Here is an 18113-nt window from a genome sequence, read left to right on the forward strand (position 1 = left end):
GGTCAGGTGAATTGCGTCCGACGGGGGGATTCTATGCCCCTAAAACGAAGCGCCCGCAAGGGCAAGGCCTTGCGGGCGCCTGAAAGCGGAGATTCGGGGCTTCAGGCCTTCGCGGGTGCGTCGCGCAGCTCGCGGCGGAGGATTTTGCCGACATTGGTTTTTGGCAGCTCGCTGCGGAACTCGACGTACTTGGGCTGCTTGTATCCCGTCAGGTTTTCGCGCGCATGCGCCTTCACCTGGTCGGCCGAGAGGGTGGGGTCCTTCTTCACGATGACGACCTTCACGGCCTCGCCGGATTTGTCGTCTGGCACGCCCACCGCCGCGACTTCGAGCACGCCCGGCATCATCGCGATCACATCCTCGACTTCGTTCGGATAAACGTTGAAGCCGGAGACCAGGATCATGTCCTTCTTGCGGTCGACGATGTAGAAGAACCCCTTCTCGTCCATCTTCGCCATATCGCCGGTGTGCAGCCAGCCCTGGTCGTCGATGACCTTGCTGGTTTCCTCCGCGCGGTTCCAATAGCCGCGCATCACCTGCGGGCCCTTGATGCAAAGCTCGCCGACTTCGCCGACGGCTAGCTGGCGGCTCTCTTCGTCCTTGACGCAGGCATCGGTGGATGGAATCGGCAGGCCGATCGCGCCGTTGTAGGCCTTGAGGTCCATCGGGTTGATGCAGGCCGCCGGCGAGGTTTCGGTGAGGCCGTAGGCTTCGATCAGGGTGACGCCGGTCACCTGCTTCCAGCGATCGGCCACGGCGCGCTGCACGGCCATGCCGCCGCCCAGCGTCAGGTGCAACTTGGAGAAATCGACCTGGTCGAAACCGGGAGTGTTCAACAAGCCATTGAACAGGGTGTTGACCCCGGTGATCGCGGTGAACGGAACCTTCTTCAGCTCCTTGACGAAACCCTGCATGTCGCGCGGGTTGGTGATCATGTAGTTCAATCCGCCGAACTTCATGAATACCAGGCAGTTCGCCGTCAACGCGAAGATGTGGTACAGCGGCAGCGCGGTGATGATGATTTCCTCGCCTGGCTTCACGTTGGTGCCGACCCACGCCGCCGCCTGCTGCATGTTGGCGACCAGGTTGCGATGGGTGAGCATCGCGCCCTTGGACACGCCGGTGGTGCCGCCGGTGTACTGCAGGAAGGCGATGTCTTCCGGATCGATCTGTACCGCCGGGAGCGTCTTGAGCTGGCCGATGACCAGTGCATCGCGGAAGCGGACCATGCCCGGAATGTCGTAGTCCGGCACCATCTTCTTCACGTGGCGCAGGACGAAATTGACGATCGATCCCTTCGGGAATCCGAGCATGTCGCCCAGACCCGTGGTGATCACCTGCTTGACCGAAGTGTCCGCGATGACTTCCTGGACGGTGTGGCCGAAGTTGTCCAGCACTACCAGGACGCTCGCCCCTGCGTCGACGAGCTGGTGCTTGAGCTCGCGCGCCGTGTACATCGGATTGACGTTGACCACCGTCAGGCCCGCGCGCAGGGTGCCGAAGATGGCGATCGGGTACTGCAGGCAGTTGGGCATCATGATGGCGACGCGATCGCCCTTCTTCAGCCCCAGTTCGCCAAGCAGATAGGCGGCGAACTGCTTGCTGAGGCGGTCGACCTCACCGTAGCTCAGCACCTTGCCGAGATTGGCGAATGCCGGACGGTCGCGGTAGGCGTCGATGGCCTTCTCGAGCACGGAAACGACTGACGGAAACTCGCTCATGTCGATTTCCGCCGGCACGCCTGCCGGGTACTCGGCCAGCCACGGACGTTCATTGCTCATCGCGATCCCCTCTTTAATCGGCGATTCGTATCGTTGTGATCGTCGAGCGGCTTGAAATGCGCCGCCGTACGGTCGTTCCGGTCGATTGGAGCATAGGGCCTATGGGCTGGCAAGGCAGGCGCGCGCAGGTAGTGGCCCGGCGTAGGCTTGGGCGGAAGAGCGATGGGGTGAAGCGGATGGAAAGGAAAAATCGGGCTGTGGCCGGGGCCGCGTTCTGGCGGCTTGTGCTGCTGGTCGTTGCGCTTGCTGCGTGTGCGAAGTCAGCGCCGGAGGAAGCACTCCGCTCCACCATGGCGGCCCTCCAGGGTGCCATCGAACGGCACGATGCCTCGGCGGTTCGCGATGCACTGGCGGATGACTTCATCGGGCCGGACGGGCTGGATCGCGCAGGCGCGCAGCGCTTGGCGCAAGCGATGTTCCTGCGCTATCGCGATGTGGAAGTGAGCGTGGGCCCGATGGATATCGCCCTGCAGTCGCAGCATGCGACCGTCCGTTTCACGGCCGCGCTGTCTGGCGCGGAGGGCGCGCTGCCCGACAGCGGCAGGTCTACGACGTCGAAACCGGTTGGCGACTCGAAGATGGCGAGTGGCGCCTGGTCAATGCCCGTTGGACATCCCGGCTCTGAGGCGGAAAGGGGCAGGGCGGTTGCACCGCCCGCCCGGATTCCGCGCCTCGCTACGCGCCCTTCCTGGCGGCGAGCTGGCGCAGCACGTAGTGCAGGATGCCGCCATGGCGGAAATACTCGACTTCCTTCGGCGTCAGTAGCAGCACCTTTACCTCGAACCTGATCTCGCGGCCGTCCGGCTTGCGCGCAGTCACCGTCGCTGTCTTCGAGGTGCCGTCCTCCAGGCCCGTGATGTCGACGGTTTCCGAGCCGTCCAGGCCGAGCTTCTGCGCGTTCTGTCCCTCGCAGAAGGCCAGTGGCAGCACGCCCATGCCGACCAGGTTCGAGCGGTGGATGCGTTCGAAGGTCTCGGCGACAACCGCCTTCACACCAAGCAGGTTGGTGCCCTTGGCCGCCCAGTCGCGCGACGAACCGGTGCCGTATTCCTTGCCCGCGAACACCACCAGCGGCACGCCTTCGGCCTTGTAGCGCATGGCTGCGTCGTAGATGGACATCTTCTCGGTCGCGCCGTGCTCGCCGTGGTAGATCGTGTTGCCGCCTTCCTCGCCCCCGAGCATCAGGTTCTTGATCCGGATGTTGGCGAAGGTGCCGCGCACCATCACGTCGTCGTTGCCGCGGCGGGATCCATAGCTGTTGAAGTCCGCCGGTTGCACCCCGCGTTCGACCAGGAAGCGGCCCGCGGGCGAATCCTTCTTGATGTTGCCCGCGGGCGAGATGTGGTCCGTGGTGATGGAATCGCCGAAGATGCCCATCACGCGCGCGCGTTGCACGTCCTCGATGGTTCCGACGTGCATCGTCATGCCATCGAAGTAGGGCGGGTTCTTGATGTAGGTGGAGGACGCGTCCCAGTGGAACGATTCGCCTTCGGGTGAGGCGATCTGGTTCCAGCGCGAATCGCCCTTGAATACGTCGGCGTAATTCTGTGCGAACAGCTCCGGCCCGACCGTGGCGGAGATGACGTCGCCGATCTCCTTGTTGGTCGGCCAGATGTCGCGCAGGAACACGTCCTTGCCGTCCGGCGTATGGCCGAGCGGCTCCTTGCTCAGGTCGATGTCGACGGTCCCTGCCAGGGCATACGCCACCACCAGCGGCGGCGAGGCCAGGTAGTTCATCTTCACTTCTGGATGCACGCGGCCCTCGAAGTTGCGGTTGCCCGACAGCACCGATGCGACGACGAGTTCGTTCTCAGCGATGCCCTTGGACACTTCGTCCGGCAGCGGACCCGAATTGCCGATGCAGGTAGTGCACCCGTAGCCGACGACATAGAAGCCGAGCTTCTCCAGGTCGGTGAGCACGCCGGCCTTCTTCAGGTAATCAGTGACCACCAGCGAGCCCGGGCCGAGCGAGGTTTTCACCCACGGCTTGGCCTTCAGGCCCAGCTTGACCGCGTTGCGGGCCAGCAGGCCTGCGCCCAGCATCACGGCGGGATTCGACGTGTTGGTGCAGGAGGTGATCGCGGCGATGACCACCGAGCCATCCGTGAGGTCGCAGTCCATGTCATGGATGCGGATCTTCGATTTCGGTTTCGCGGCCAGGTGCTCTGCCTGGGGTTGCGCACCACCTTCGCCGGCCAGCCGCGCCAGTGCTTCCTTGGGCTTGGGCTTGCGGTTGACGGTCAGGCCTTCGAGGTTCTGGCGGAAATTGTCCTTCACCGCCTCCAGCAGCACCCGGTCCTGCGGCCGCTTGGGACCGGCCAGCGACGGCTTCACGTCGCCCAGGTCGAGTTCCAGCGTGGCCGAGTAGGTGGCATGCGGCGCATCGGGCTCGTGCCACAAGCCCTGCGCCTTGGCATAGGCCTCGACCAGCGCGATCTGCTCCTGGCTGCGCCCGGACAGGTGCAGGTAGGTCAGCGCTTCGGCATCGATCGGGAAGATGCCGCAAGTCGCGCCGTACTCGGGCGCCATGTTGGCGATGGTCGCGCGGTCGGCCAGCGGAAGGTGCCGCAGCCCGTCGCCGTAGAACTCCACGAACTTGCCGACGACTCCCAGCGCCCGAAGCATCTGCGTCACCGTCAGCACCAGGTCCGTGGCAGTGGTGCCTTCGGGCAGCCTGCCGGTCAGCTTGAAGCCGACCACCTGCGGAATCAGCATCGACGAGGGCTGGCCGAGCATCGCCGCTTCCGCCTCGATGCCGCCGACGCCCCAGCCAAGCACGCCAATGCCATTGATCATCGTGGTGTGCGAGTCGGTGCCGAATACGGTGTCCGGGAATGCCTGCAGCTCGCCGTCGACCTCGCGCGCCATCACCACGCGCGCCAGGTTTTCCAGGTTGACCTGGTGCACGATGCCGGTGTTCGGTGGCACCACCTTGAAGTTGCCGAACGCCTTCTGGCCCCAGCGCAGGAAGCTGTAGCGCTCCATGTTGCGTTCGAATTCGATCTTGCCGTTGAGGTCGAGCGCATCGGGTCGGCCGAAGACGTCGACCTGGACCGAATGGTCGATGACCAGTTCCGAGGGAATCAGCGGGTTGATCTGCTTCGGACTGCCGCCCAGCTTCGTCACCGCATCGCGCATCGCCGCCAGGTCCACCACGCAGGGCACGCCGGTGAAGTCCTGCAGCACAACGCGCGCGGGCATGAAGGCGATTTCGGTGTCAGGCTCCTGTTTGGCATCCCACTGCGCGACAGCTTCGATGTGCTCCTTGCCGACCGTCATGCCGCCGTCTTCGTGGCGCAGCAGGTTTTCGAGCAGGATCTTCATCGAGTACGGCAGCTTCGACAGGTCGAAGCGTTTGCCCAGCTCGGGCAGGCTGAAGTAGGTGTAGGACTGGCCGTTGACCGCGAGTTGTGCGCGGGTGGCGAAGGAGTCGGACGACATGGTGGGGCTCCTTGTTCTGGTGCGGCGGGCGAGGAGGGGGCCTCGGAGGGCTCGCCTTGCCGCAGGTCCAGCCACGCGGCATGACAGGTCGATTATGAATGCGTCAGCGTCGAAGGCTGGCGATTCGAGTGTTACGCGGATGGGAAGCAGCGGGGCCATGGGAGGACTTTCCACGCGCAGGCGCCGCTCGTCCGGGTCTGTGCTCGCCCCCGGGGCGCGCTGCCGCCGATCCAGGGAGGTTCGGCAGGCACGGCGACGCTTCAACTCCGTCGGAGGCCAGAAAAAGTCCAACGGGAGGCTTCCCAAGTCGGATGCCGCACTTCCGAGTACCCGCCGACGGGAGTCCGTGGTCCAACGACAGGCTTGCGAGTGCCAACGACAGGCCTTCGAAGTTCAGCGCCGGGCCTCCGAGCCCAGGCGATGGGCTTCTGAGCTCGGGCAACGGCTTGCGGGCCTCGAGTAACGGGCTTCCAAGCTCCAACGACGGACTTGTGAGCTCGCACGTTGGACCTGCGAGCCGTGGGCTTCTAAGCACCATTGCTCCGGATGGCCTGTCCTGCGGACTCGGTGCTGGGGTATGGCTTCTCAGGTATGTATAATTCATACATACCGAATGGGAGCCGCCCATGGAAGCCACCGTCGCCGAGCGAGGCCAGATCACACTGCCAAAGGCCGTGCGGGATGCCCTCGGGCTGACCAAGGGCACCCTGCTCAAGGTCGAACTGGAGGGCAACCGGATCGTCCTGCGCAAGAGCGTGGACGACGCCGTGTCCCGCGCCCGCGGCCGTTTCCGGCTCGACGGTTTCGAATCCACCGACGACGCCCTGCAAGCCATACGCGCCGCGGACAAGGGCCCTGAGGGCGGGGACGCGTGAGCGCGACCATCGCCATCGATGCCTCGGTCCTGGTCGACCTGCTCGCCAATGGACCGCAGGCCGACGCCGCCGAGGCCTGCCTGCGCCAGTCGCTCAGCAACGGGCCCGTGGTGATCAGCGACGTGGCGCTCGCGCAGGTATGCAGCGCCTTGCACGATGGCGCGGAAGCGCTGACGGTGCTCGAGGAGATGAGCATCCGCTTCAGCCCGATCGAATCCAAGTCGGCATTGCGCGCCGGCGAGATGCAGCGCCGTCATCGCCAGCGGGGCGGTACCCAAACGCGCGCGCTCCCCGATTTCCTGGTCGGCGCGCATGCGCTGCTGCAATGCGATGGCCTGATCACCCGCGACGACGCCTTCTATCGACAGTACTTCAAGGGCCTCAAGCTGATCGTTCCTGCTGCTTGAGCGCCAGTCCTTTCAACACCCGCCACACATGGAGTTCCTGATGCTTGCTGCTTACCGCCAACACGTCGCCGAACGCGCCGCGCTGGGCATTCCGCCCCTGCCGCTGACCGCGCAGCAGACCGCCGACGTCATCGAACTCCTGAAGAATCCGCCGGCGGGCGAAGGGCAGTTCCTGCTGGACCTGCTGACCCATCGCGTCCCGGCCGGCGTGGACGATGCCGCCAAGGTCAAGGCGTCGTACCTGGCCGCCGTTGCCTTCGGCACCGAGCAGAACGCGCTGATTTCGCGCGAGCGCGCGACCGAGCTGCTTGGCACCATGCTCGGCGGTTACAACATCCACCCGCTGGTCGAGCTGCTCGACGACGCGCAGGTCGGCGAAGTGGCCGCCAACGCGCTCAAGCACACCCTGCTGATGTTCGACGCCTTCCATGACGTGCAGGAGAGGGCGCAGCAGGGCAACGCCAACGCCAAGGCCGTGCTGCAGAGCTGGGCCGATGCCGAATGGTTCACCAGCAAGCCGGAAGTCCCGGCCTCGATGACCATCACCGTGTTCAAGGTCACCGGCGAGACCAACACCGACGACCTGTCGCCGGCGCCCGATGCCACCACGCGTCCGGACATCCCGCTGCACGCGCTGGCGATGCTGAAGAACGCCCGTGACGGCATCGTGCCCGAAGAAGACGGCAAGCGCGGCCCGGTGAAGTTCATCGAATCGCTGAAGGACAAGGGACACCTGGTCGCCTATGTCGGCGACGTCGTCGGCACCGGCTCGAGCCGCAAGTCCGCCACCAACTCGGTGCTGTGGTTCACCGGCGAGGACATTCCCTTCATCCCGAACAAGCGCTTCGGTGGCGTGTGCCTGGGTTCGAAGATCGCGCCGATCTTCTACAACACCATGGAAGACGCCGGCGCGCTGCCGATCGAACTCGACGTCTCGCAGATGCACATGGGTGACGTGGTCGAGCTGCGTCCTTACGAAGGCAAGGCGCTGAAGAACGGCCAGGTCATCGCCGAGTTCTCGGTCAAGTCCGAGGTGCTGTTCGACGAAGTCCGCGCCGGCGGCCGCATCCCGCTGATCGTCGGCCGTGGCCTCACCGCCAAGGCGCGCGAAGCGCTGGGCCTAGCGCCGTCGACGCTGTTCCGCCTGCCGCAGAACCCGGCCGACACCGGCAAGGGTTACTCGCTGGCGCAGAAGATGGTCGGCCGCGCCTGCGGCCTGGCCGAAGGGCAGGGCATCCGCCCGGGCACGTACTGCGAGCCGAAGATGACCTCGGTGGGTTCGCAGGACACCACCGGCCCGATGACCCGCGACGAACTCAAGGACCTGGCGTGCCTGGGCTTCTCCGCCGACCTGGTGATGCAGTCGTTCTGCCATACCGCGGCCTATCCGAAGCCGGTCGACGTCAAGACCCACCACGAGCTGCCGGCCTTCATCAGCAACCGCGGCGGCATCGCCCTGCGTCCGGGCGACGGCGTGATCCACAGCTGGCTCAACCGCATGCTGCTGCCCGACACCGTCGGCACCGGCGGCGACTCGCACACCCGCTTCCCGGTGGGCATCTCGTTCCCAGCCGGCTCGGGTCTGGTCGCGTTCGCCGCCGCCACCGGCGTGATGCCGCTGGACATGCCCGAATCCGTGCTCGTCCGCTTCAAGGGCGAGATGCAGCCGGGCGTGACCCTGCGCGACCTCGTCAACGCGATCCCGCTGGCCGCGATCAAGCAGGGCCTGCTGACCGTCGCCAAGCAGGGCAAGAAGAACATCTTCTCCGGCCGCATCCTCGAGATCGAAGGCCTGCCGCAGCTCAAGGTCGAGCAGGCGTTCGAGCTGTCCGACGCCTCGGCCGAACGCTCGGCCGCCGGCTGCACGGTCAAGCTCGACAAGGAACCGATCATCGAATACCTCACCAGCAACATCACGCTGCTGAAGTGGATGATCGCCGAGGGCTACGCCGACGCGCGTTCGCTGCAGCGCCGGATCAAGGCGATGGAAGGCTGGCTGGCCAACCCGCAGCTGCTGGAAGGCGACGCCGATGCCGAGTACGCCGCGGTCATCGAGATCGACCTCAACCAGATCGTCGAGCCGATCGTGGCCTGCCCGAACGATCCGGATGACGTGAAGACCTTGTCCGACGTGGCCGGCGCCAAGATCGATGAGGTCTTCATCGGCTCGTGCATGACCAACATCGGCCACTTCCGCGCCGCCGCGAAGCTGCTGGAAGGCAAGCGCGACATCCCGACCCGCCTGTGGGTCGCGCCGCCGACCAAGATGGACGCTTCCGAGCTGACCAAGGAAGGCCACTACGGCACCTTCGGCACCGCCGGCGCACGCATGGAAATGCCGGGCTGCTCGCTGTGCATGGGCAACCAGGCACAGGCGCGCGAGGGTGCGACGGTGTTCTCGACCAGCACCCGCAACTTCCCGAACCGCCTGGGCCGCAACACGAACGTGTACCTGGGCTCCGCGGAACTGGCGGCAATCTGCTCGCGCCTGGGCCGCATCCCGACCCGCGAGGAGTACATGGCGGACATCGGCGTCATCAATACCCAGGGCGCCGAGATCTACCGCTACATGAACTTCGACCAGATCGAGGAATACCGCGACGTGGCGGAGAAGGTCGTCGCGGCGTAAGCGCCGGTCGTCCCAGCGAAACAAAAAGCCCCGGTTCGCCGGGGCTTTTTCATGTTGCGCGCGTGGCGCGCCGTGAGATCGAAGCCTGCTACGCCAGCAATTCCTGCACCGCGTCGCCCATCGCCCGCTTGCGCAGCAGGAAGTCCCACAGGCTGCCGCCCAGTTGCCGCCACAGCACGGCCGAGCGCACGGCCGACAGCAGAACCGCGCGCACCTCGGCGACCACGGCGGCCTGGCCCAGGTAATGCGGGTTGCCCTGCACCAGCACGCGCGGGCGCAGATGGCTAAGGGTGTCGGCGTACAGTGCGCCCAGGGCATTGAGCACGTCGGGATGCGAGCTGCCGAGCCGTTGCGCGGGTTCGTCCAGGGCGCGGATGCCGGTGAGCACGCGCAGCACCATGTCCTCGTCGCGCACGAACCTGCGCTCGAGCTGGATTACTGCAAGCGCGAGGCGCGGCAACTGGTCATCCGGCATGGCGCCGCCGAAGTAGTCGCGCAGCAGCATCAGTCCGGTGCGCAGCGACTGGGCGCCACCGTAGACCTCGGCGGTGCTGCCCGCATCGATGCGGAAGACGGAGTCCAGCGAGGTCGCCAGCACGTCCGCGTGCGCCTGTCCCGTATCGGCGATGCGCCGCACCTGCGCAAGGGCCTGCAACAGGCCGGCGAGGGCGAGCATGCGGTCGGACAATGGATCGGACAACGGGTCGTGGTCGGTCATGCGGCGTGATCCCGGAGGCGCTGCTCCAGCGCGGCGTCGGTGGAGGCGATGACGGCGCCGCCCAGGCAGGCATCGCCGTCGTACAGCACCAGGGATTGCCCCGGCGTGACTGCGCGCTGCGGTTCGGAGAACCGCACTTCCAGCGTGCCGTCGTCGCGGACGGCAACTTCGCATGCCTGGTCGGGCTGGCGGTAGCGCGTCTGCGCCATGCACTGGAAGCGCGCGGAGGGCGGGTTGCCGGAGATCCAGTGCGCCGCTTCCGACCACAGCCGCTGGGAGTAGAGATACGGACTATCGGTGCCCTGGTCGACGTACAGCACGTTGCTGGCGACGTCCTTGCCCACGACGTACCACGGCGCGGGCTCGAAGCCACGCACGCCTCCGATGTTGAGCCCCTCGCGTTGGCCCAGGGTGAAGTAGAAGACCCCGGCGTGCTCGCCCAGCACGCGTCCTTCGGGCGTGCGCATCTCGCCGCTGCGCGCTGGGAGGTAGCGGGCGAGGAATTCGCGGAAATCGCGCTCGCCGATGAAGCAGATGCCGGTGGAATCCTTCTTCGCATGGGTGGGAAGGCCAGCGCTGCGCGCGATGTCACGGACATCGCTCTTGAGCAGGTCGCCCAGCGGAAAGCGCGTCGCGGCCAGTTGCTTCTGCCCCAGTTGGTGCAGGAAATAGCTCTGGTCCTTGCTGCGGTCGACCGCCTTCAGCAATCGCCAGTGGCCGTCGACCTGCGCGACCCGGGCGTAGTGGCCGGTGGCGATGGAGTCCGCCCCCAGCTCGTGCGCCGCGTCGAGGAAGTACTTGAACTTGATTTCCCGGTTGCACAGCACGTCGGGATTGGGTGTCCGGCCGGCAGCGTATTCGGCGAGGAAATGCGCGAACACGCCGTTCCAGTACTCCGAGGAGAAATCCCGGAAGTGGATCGGGATGCCCAGGCGGCCGCAGACGGCCACCGCGTCGCGGCGGTCGTCCTCCGCGCGGCAGTCGCCGCTGCCGTCATCGGCCCAGTTCTGCATGAAGAGTCCGGCGATCGCCTCCCCGGCGTCGCGCAGCCGCAGCGCGGCGACTGAGGAGTCCACGCCGCCGGACATGCCCACGATGGTGCGTGCCTTGCTCATTCCAGGTGCTGCAACAGTTCCAGGGGCTGGCGACGGCCGGCGAGGAAATCGGACGTCACGCGCCAGACCAGCGGACTGCGGTGGCGCGCGGCTTCCGCCTTGAGTTCCGCCGGCGTCAGCCAGAGGGCACGAACGATGCCTTCGTCCAGGGCGCGGTCGGCGTGGTGCCTGGACGGCTCCGCCGCGAAGGCGAAGCGCAGGTAGTGACGCCCTGTTTCCGGGGCTTTCCACTGGTAGGCGCCGATGAAGGAGGTAAGGCGAACCTCCCAGCCTGTTTCCTCCAGCGTCTCGCGCAGGGCGGCGTCGAGCAGGCTCTCGTCGGGCTCGAGGTGCCCGGCGGGTTGGTTCAGGACCAGTCGGCCGCCTGCGCTCTCCTCGACCACGAGCAGGCGGCCATCGCTGACGACGACCGTTGCCACGGTCACGTCCGGTTGCCAGAAACGCCCTTCGCGGTAACTCATCGGGACTTGCTCATTCGGGCCGGTTCACTCGCTTGGGGGATCAGAATTCGTCCTTGCCCGGCGTCAGCTCCGCTTCCATCTCGTCGGCGGACCGCAGGGCGGCCTCGACCGCATCGTCGAGCTGCGTGGCATCGGCGTCCGCCGCCAGCTTCACCACGAACACCGCGTAGCGGCCCTGCTTGGCCCACGCCCCCAGTTTGCTGACCTGGGTGGCTTCGAGCAGGCGGTTGGCGACCTTGACGGGAAATTCATCGGTTGCCGACACGTAGGCCGGCGACCATATCTCGCGCACCCGGTGCGAGCCGAAGCTCTCCACCGGGGAGCGCACGAACACCAGCTGGCTGCGGCCGTCCTTCGTCTCGTCGAGACTGAACGTCAGCCGATAATCCCCTTCCTCGTCCACTTCGTACTTGTATTTCAGCTTGTCCAGCAATTGCTTGACCGCCGGGTCCCCGGCCGCCTTGGCCGGGCTGGCCGGCTCGGCCGCATTTACGGCGGAGGAAGCGGAGAAGCACAGCAGCATGGCAGCAACGAACGCGCGCATCAGGCCCCCTGGGGCAATGGAGTGTCGTCATTGTGCGGGGCGGCACACGAGGCGTCCATCGAGCCGCGGCGTGGCGCCATTTCCTATAATTCGACCATGACAAAAAGGACCGACCAGGAACACAGCCACGGCGTCATGGTGGAAACCGGCAAGCCGGAAGTCGCCAGGCCGCCGCTGTATTCCGTGCTGCTGCTGAACGACGACTACACCCCGATGGACTTCGTGGTGGAGGTCTTGATGCGCTTTTTCTCCTTCAACGCGGAAAAGGCGACCCAGATCATGTTGCACGTCCATACCCGCGGACGCGGCGTTTGCGGCGTCTTCACCCGCGAAGTAGCCGAATCCAAAGTGGCGCAGGTGAACGAATATTCAAGGCTCAACCAGCACCCCTTGCTCTGCACGATGGAAAAGGCCTAAAAGCATCGCAAAGGGCGTTGTATGGATTGTGCTGAGAGTGCCACGCAGCGTTCCGAACGCCGGAGGGGGCTGGCATGGAAAACGCCGGTTGCTGTCCCCAGATAGGGTCGCAGTGTTTCCGGAGGCTATCGCCCCATGTTCAGCAAGGATCTCGAATACAGCATCGGCCAGTGCTACAAGCGCGCCCGTGAGGCGCGCCATGAGTTCATGACGGTCGAGCACCTGTTGTTGGCGCTGCTCGATAACCCGTCGGCCGAAGCCGTCCTCAAAGCCTGCCACGCGGATTTCGGCCGCCTGCGCAGCGATCTCGAGCAGGCCATTTCCACCTCGGTGGCCAAGCTGGCCGACGACGACGGCCGCGACACGCAGCCCACGCTTGGTTTCCAGCGTGTGCTCCAGCGCGCGGTCTACCACGTGCAATCCTCGGGCAAAAAGGAGGTCACCGGCGCGAACGTGCTGGTGGCGATCTTTGGCGAAAAGGATTCCCACGCCGTCTATTTCCTGAACCAGCAGGACATCGCGCGCCTCGATGTCGTCAATTACCTGTCGCACGGCATCGCCAAGCACGGCGGGGACGAGTCATCCCAGCACCAGGACGAAGGCGACTCGCGCCAGGGGGAGGGCGGGGAAGGCGAAATGAAGGGCGACGCGCTCGCCGAGTTCGCCATCAACCTCAACCAGCTGGCACGCGAAGGTCGGATTGACCCACTGGTGGGACGAGTCAACGAGGTCGAACGCACCATCCAGGTCCTGTGCCGCCGCCGCAAGAACAATCCGCTTTACGTCGGCGAGGCCGGCGTGGGCAAGACCGCAATCGCCGAAGGGCTGGCCAAGCGCATCGTCGATGGGGACGTGCCGGAGGTCCTGGCGGACGCCACGATCTATTCGCTCGACCTGGGCGCGCTGGTTGCCGGCACCAAGTACCGCGGTGACTTCGAGAAGCGCCTCAAGGCCGTGCTGGCGCAGTTGAAGAAGCTGCCCGACACGATCCTTTTCATCGACGAGATCCACACGATCATTGGCGCGGGTTCCGCCTCGGGCGGCACCATGGACGCCAGCAACCTGATCAAGCCGGCCTTGGCGTCGGGTGAGCTTCGTTGCATCGGTTCGACCACCTTCCAGGAGTACCGCGGCATCTTCGAGAAGGATCGGGCGCTGGCACGCCGCTTCCAGAAGATCGACATCGTCGAGCCGACGGTGGGCGAGACCGTGGAGATCCTGCAGGGACTCAAGCCCAGGTACGAGCAGCACCACGGCGTGACCTACGCGGACGAGGCGCTGCAGGCGGCGGTCGACCTGTCGGTCAAGCACCTGGGCGACCGCCTGCTACCGGACAAGGCCATCGACGTGATCGACGAGGCCGGCGCGCGCCAGCGCCTGCTGCCAGATGACCAGCGCAAGACCCTGATCGACACCGAGGAAATCGAAACGATCGTCGCCAAGATGGCGCGCATTCCGACCAAGCAGGTGTCGGCATCCGACAAGGACGTGCTCAAGAACCTCGAGCGCAACCTGAAGATGGTGATCTTCGGTCAGGACGCTGCGATCGAGACGCTCACCTCGGCGATCAAGCTCGCGCGCTCGGGCCTGGCCAATCCGGACAAGCCGATCGGCAACTTCCTGTTCGCCGGCCCGACCGGCGTTGGCAAGACCGAGGTGACCAAGCAGCTCGCGCTACAGCTCGGCATCGAGCTGGTGCGCTTCGACATGTCCGAGTACATGGAGCCGCACTCGGTGAGCCGCCTGATCGGCGCGCCCCCGGGCTACGTCGGATTCGACCAGGGTGGCCTGTTGACCGAGAAGATCGTCAAGACGCCGCACTGCGTGCTGCTGCTGGACGAGGTGGAGAAGGCGCACCCGGACATCTTCAACATCCTGTTGCAGGTCATGGATCGCGGCATCCTCACCGACACCAACGGCCGCGAAGCCAACTTCAAGAACGTGGTGCTGGTGATGACGACCAACGCCGGCGCGGCCCAGGCTTCCCGGCGTTCGATCGGCTTCACCAAGCAGGACCACTCTACCGACGCCATGGAAGTGATCCGCCGCGCCTTCAGCCCCGAGTTCCGCAACCGGCTGGACGCGGTGGTGCAGTTCCAGGCGCTCGGCTTCGATCACATCCTGCGGGTGGTGGACAAGTTCCTGATCGAACTGGAGGCCCAGCTGCACGAGAAGAATGTCTCGCTGACGGCAACCCCGTCGGCCCGCGACTGGCTGGCCCAGCACGGGTTCGATCCGCTGATGGGCGCCCGGCCGATGGCGCGCGTCATCCAGGACAAGATCAAGCGGCCGCTGGCCGACGAGCTCCTGTTCGGAAAGCTGGTGGGCGGCGGGCGCGTCACCATCGACGTCAAGGACGAGGAACTGGTGGTCGAAGCGCAAGCCGAGCCGGAGAAGCTGCTGCCGGTCACGGTGTGATGCGGCAGATATCCGGGCAAAGAAAAAGGCGGCCGATGGCCGCCTTTTTTCATGCGCTGTCCGCGATCACTTCATGCGGTAGGTGATACGACCCTTGGTCAGGTCGTACGGGGTCATTTCGACCTTCACCTTGTCGCCGGTCAGGATGCGGATGTAGTTCTTGCGCATGCGTCCGGAGATGTGGGCGATGATCTCGTGGCCGTTCTCGAGGCGCACGCGGAACATGGTGTTCGGAAGGGTTTCCGCCACCGTGCCCTCGAATTCGATCACATCGTCTTTTGCCATGAAGTTTCCGGTTGCGCGTTGGGTAGACGGGCGCGAGCGCCCGCGAAGCCGCGCATTCTGCCACAAAAGCCGACTCGGTGGCGCAGGGAGCGCCGGGTTCAGCTGCGCGCGGCCGGCACCAGTTCAGCGGCGCCCAGTTCGCCGAAACGCTCCACCCACGATCCGGCAGGCTCCGGCGCGGCCGTCAGCTCGGCGACCGCGGCCAGGAAGGCATCTCGCGGCCATGGCTCCGCGCCAAGCGAGCGGAGGTGGTCGTTCTCGACCTGGGCGTCGAGCAGGGGCCATCCCCATTCCCGCATGCGGTGGGCCAGCGCCGCGAGCGCCACCTTGGACCCGCCCGATTCGGCGCTGTACATGCTTTCCCCGAAGAACATCCTGCCCACGGCAACGCCGTAAAGCCCGCCCACCAGCCGCTCGGCGGCAAAGACTTCGATCGAATGCGCGTGGCCCCGGCGATGCAGTTCCCGATACGCCTCGATCATCTCGTCGGTAATCCAGGTTCCCTGCTGCGCGCGGCGCGGCACGGAGGCGCAGGCGCGGATGACCTGCTCGAAGGCGGTGTCGGCACGCACTGTCCAGCGGCTGTGCCGCAGCCAGCGCCGCAAGCGCGATGAGAGGTAGACACCGTCGCTACGAAACACCGTGCGCGGATCGGGGCACCACCAGAGGATCGGTTGGTCCTCGGAGTACCAGGGGAAGATCCCGGCTCGATACGCGTTGAGCAGGCGCTGCGGCGTCAGGTCGCCGCCGATCGCCAGCAGCCCTTCCGGATGGCGCAGGGCGGACTGCCCAGGCGGAAATGGGGCCTCCGGGTCCGGCGACAGGGCGGGCAGGCGTATCGACATTCGTCGGGATCATCGCTCAACCGGCGCCGGAGGTGGAGCCCGGGTCAGTGCTGCCGGAATGGCGAATGCATCGCCAGCGTGTCGGCGTAACGCCTGATCGACGCGGTTTCCTGGAGGCACCACTGGCGCAGCGCCTCGCGAAAGCCCTCATGGGCGATCCAGTGCCGGCTGTGCACGAATGCGGGCAGGAATCCTCGCGCCAGCTTGTGCTCCCCTTGGGCGCCGGGTTCGAAACGCGCGAGGCCTTCCTGCAGGCAGTAGTCGATCCCCTGGTAGTAGCACGCCTCGAAATGCAGTCCCGGCACCTGCTCCGTCGCCCCCCAGTAGCGGCCATACAAGGTGTCGCCGCCACGCAGGCAAAGCGCGCCCCCAATCGGTTCGTCGTCGCGCTCGGCCAGGATCAGGAGCAGGGCGCGCGGCATCGACCGCGCCAGGTGCTGCAGGAAGGGCAGGGTCAGGGCCGGATGGTTGCCGTATTCGGCGAAAGTGCGGCGGTAGAAGCCATGCATCGTGGTCAGGTCGGCCTCGCTCGCCTCGTCGCCGTGGACGCGACGGAACCGGACGCCGGCCCGCAACACCCTGGCGCGCTCCTGGCGGATGTTCTTGCGGTGCTTGTGGTCGAAGGTCGCGAGGAATTCGTCGAAATTCCGCCAGCCTTCGATGTTGCGCCAGTGGTACTGGACGTCGGTGCGGGCGATCCAGTCGGCGTCGAACGTCGTATCCGGTTCGGCGAGGAAGTTGATGTGCGCCGAGGAGAAGTCCTCCCGGCATAGCCCGACCATGGCCTGCAGCAACTCGCGGCGATGCGTGTCGTCCGCCGCCAGCAGCCGCGGTCCGGGGACCGGCGAATACGGCACGGCGCAGAGCCACTTGGGGTAGTAGTCCAGGCCGTGCCGTGCGAATGCATGGGCCCAGGCATGGTCGAATACGAACTCACCATGCGAGTTCGTCTTGGCGTACCCGGGGGCGGCAGCAACGAGGCGGTCGCCCTCCCATAAGGCAAGGTGGTGGGGCGTCCATCCCCATTCCGAGCGCAGGCAGCCGTTCTCCTCCAGGCCCGCGAGGAATGCGTGGGAAACGAAAGGATTGGAACCATCGTGCAGCGCGTCCCACTGCGCCGCGTGGATCGTGGAAAGCGCGCTGGCGATGCGCGCTTGGGCCATCAGCCTTCCTTGTCCAGGAACTTCTCTGCGTCCAGCGCCGCCATGCAGCCGAAGCCCGCGGAGGTGATTGCCTGGCGATAGACCTGGTCGGCCACGTCACCCGCGGCGAAGACGCCCGGCACGTTGGTGGCCGTGGCTTCGCCGGCAAGGCCGGTGCGGATGGTGATGTAGCCGTTCTTCATGTCCAGCTGGCCTTCGAACAGCGTCGTGTTCGGCGTATGGCCGATCGCGACGAACAGGCCGTGGATCGCCAGGTCGCGCGTGGAGCCATCCTGCACCGACTTCACCCTCACGCCGGTCACGCCCGCGTCGTTGCCGAGGACCTCGTCGACGACGTGGTGCCAAACCGGCTCGATCTTGCCGGCCTGGATCTTGGCCTGGAGCTTGTCCTGCATGATCTTCTCCGCGCGCAGCGTGTCCCGGCGGTGCACGAGGTAGACCTTGCGGGCGATGTTGGACAGGTACAGGGCTTCTTCCACCGCCGTATTGCCGCCGCCAATGACGGCGACATCCTGTTCCTTGTAGAAAAAGCCATCGCAGGTCGCGCAGGCGGAAACGCCGCGGCCCTTGAACGCCTCTTCGGAAGGCAGGCCGAGGTACTTGGCGGTGGCGCCCGTGGCGATGATCAGGGCGTCGCAGGTGTACTCGCCGCTGTCCCCCTTGAGCCGGAACGGGCGACGCGACAGGTCCGCGGTGTGGATGTGGTCGAATACGACTTCGGTATCGAAGCGTTCGGCATGGGCCTGCATGCGGGTCATCAGGTCGGGCCCCATGAGGCCATGGGCATCGCCGGGCCAGTTGTCGACCTCCGTCGTCGTCATCAGCTGGCCGCCCATCTGCAAGCCGGTGATCACCACAGGCTTGAGGTTGGCGCGCGCCGCGTACACGGCAGCTGTCCAGCCTGCAGGACCGGAACCGAGGATGATCAGGCTGGAGTGCTTCGATGGGGTCATGGGTGTAATCGCAGCTGTTGGGCGCCCTGTGCGGCGCAATGGATGCATCGGGATCGGGGCG

At 65.8% G+C, this 18113-nt stretch carries 16 protein-coding genes; 5 read left to right on the forward strand and 11 right to left on the reverse strand.

Translation table 11 applies throughout. The features are described 5' to 3' along the window. Nucleotides 1–101: 101 nt before the first annotated feature. The 3 genes from BP05_RS02660 to acnA all read right to left on the reverse strand — a co-directional run bounded on the left by BP05_RS02660 (nucleotide 102) and on the right by acnA (nucleotide 5381). Entirely contained in the window at nucleotides 102–1781 is a 1680-nt protein-coding gene (locus BP05_RS02660) for a long-chain fatty acid--CoA ligase (protein ID WP_496360161.1), read from the reverse strand. Between the two features lie 260 nt (nucleotides 1782–2041). Then, on the reverse strand, nucleotides 2042–2263 hold the full coding sequence (locus BP05_RS02665) for a hypothetical protein (protein WP_496360163.1): 222 nt from the start codon (nucleotides 2261–2263) through the stop codon (nucleotides 2042–2044). A gap of 193 nt (nucleotides 2264–2456) precedes the next feature. After that, nucleotides 2457–5381: an aconitate hydratase AcnA gene (acnA, locus tag BP05_RS02670; RefSeq protein WP_496360165.1), complete on the reverse strand. Its 2925-nt coding sequence runs from the start codon at nucleotides 5379–5381 to the stop codon at nucleotides 2457–2459. Nucleotides 5382–5848: 467 nt separating this feature from the next. Here acnA and BP05_RS02675 point away from each other — a divergent pair, with 467 nt between their 5' ends. From BP05_RS02675 to acnB, 3 genes are read left to right on the forward strand one after another with little or no spacing between them, the layout of a single operon-like run. Beyond that, the gene (locus tag BP05_RS02675; protein ID WP_496360167.1) at nucleotides 5849–6097 is read left to right on the forward strand and encodes an AbrB/MazE/SpoVT family DNA-binding domain-containing protein; all 249 of its coding nucleotides are present in this window, start codon (nucleotides 5849–5851) and stop codon (nucleotides 6095–6097) included. After that, entirely contained in the window at nucleotides 6094–6504 is a 411-nt protein-coding gene (locus BP05_RS02680; RefSeq protein ID WP_496360169.1) for a type II toxin-antitoxin system VapC family toxin, read from the forward strand. Before BP05_RS02675 ends, BP05_RS02680 begins: the two co-directional genes overlap by 4 nt. A 40-nt stretch (nucleotides 6505–6544) precedes the next feature. Next, complete coding sequence (acnB, locus tag BP05_RS02685; RefSeq protein WP_496360171.1) at nucleotides 6545–9133, forward strand: bifunctional aconitate hydratase 2/2-methylisocitrate dehydratase; 2589 nt, start codon at nucleotides 6545–6547, stop codon at nucleotides 9131–9133. 88 nt (nucleotides 9134–9221) lie between these two features. Here the strand turns inward: acnB and hflD are convergent, their stop codons facing one another. From hflD to BP05_RS02705, 4 genes are read right to left on the reverse strand one after another with little or no spacing between them, the layout of a single operon-like run. After that, nucleotides 9222–9833, reverse strand: coding sequence for a high frequency lysogenization protein HflD (gene hflD / locus BP05_RS02690; RefSeq protein ID WP_496360619.1), 612 nt, complete (start codon nucleotides 9831–9833; stop codon nucleotides 9222–9224). 14 nt (nucleotides 9834–9847) lie between these two features. Next, nucleotides 9848–10966 (reverse strand): tRNA 2-thiouridine(34) synthase MnmA, encoded by a 1119-nt coding sequence (gene mnmA / locus BP05_RS02695; protein ID WP_496360173.1) that lies wholly within the window; start codon nucleotides 10964–10966, stop codon nucleotides 9848–9850. Continuing rightward, entirely contained in the window at nucleotides 10963–11427 is a 465-nt protein-coding gene (locus BP05_RS02700) for an NUDIX hydrolase (RefSeq protein WP_496360174.1), read from the reverse strand. Before BP05_RS02700 ends, mnmA begins: the two co-directional genes overlap by 4 nt. 40 nt (nucleotides 11428–11467) lie before the next feature. After that, entirely contained in the window at nucleotides 11468–11974 is a 507-nt protein-coding gene (locus tag BP05_RS02705) for a hypothetical protein (RefSeq protein ID WP_496360621.1), read from the reverse strand. A 93-nt stretch (nucleotides 11975–12067) separates the two neighbouring features. On the opposite strand from BP05_RS02705, the gene clpS reads away from it, so the two are divergent. Together clpS and clpA are read left to right on the forward strand one after the other, a co-directional pair. After that, nucleotides 12068–12388, forward strand: a complete 321-nt coding sequence (clpS, locus tag BP05_RS02710) for an ATP-dependent Clp protease adapter ClpS (RefSeq protein WP_056131263.1) — start codon at nucleotides 12068–12070, stop codon at nucleotides 12386–12388. 135 nt (nucleotides 12389–12523) lie between these two features. Continuing rightward, on the forward strand, nucleotides 12524–14806 hold the full coding sequence (gene clpA, locus BP05_RS02715; RefSeq protein ID WP_496360177.1) for an ATP-dependent Clp protease ATP-binding subunit ClpA: 2283 nt from the start codon (nucleotides 12524–12526) through the stop codon (nucleotides 14804–14806). A gap of 66 nt (nucleotides 14807–14872) precedes the next feature. Here clpA and infA read toward each other — a convergent pair whose 3' ends face one another. The 4 genes from infA to trxB form a co-directional block, all read right to left on the reverse strand. Next, entirely contained in the window at nucleotides 14873–15091 is a 219-nt protein-coding gene (gene infA, locus BP05_RS02720; protein WP_031372296.1) for a translation initiation factor IF-1, read from the reverse strand. Nucleotides 15092–15189: 98 nt separating this feature from the next. Further along, nucleotides 15190–15936, reverse strand: a complete 747-nt coding sequence (aat, locus tag BP05_RS02725) for a leucyl/phenylalanyl-tRNA--protein transferase (RefSeq protein WP_496360180.1) — start codon at nucleotides 15934–15936, stop codon at nucleotides 15190–15192. 44 nt (nucleotides 15937–15980) lie between these two features. Next, nucleotides 15981–17099 (reverse strand): GNAT family N-acetyltransferase, encoded by a 1119-nt coding sequence (locus tag BP05_RS02730; protein WP_496360181.1) that lies wholly within the window; start codon nucleotides 17097–17099, stop codon nucleotides 15981–15983. Further along, nucleotides 17099–18052, reverse strand: a complete 954-nt coding sequence (trxB, locus tag BP05_RS02735; RefSeq protein WP_496360183.1) for a thioredoxin-disulfide reductase — start codon at nucleotides 18050–18052, stop codon at nucleotides 17099–17101. The genes BP05_RS02730 and trxB overlap by 1 nt, the downstream gene beginning before the upstream one ends. Between the last annotated feature and the right edge of the window lie 61 nt (nucleotides 18053–18113).

This window comes from Lysobacter oryzae DSM 21044 (assembly GCF_059568595.1).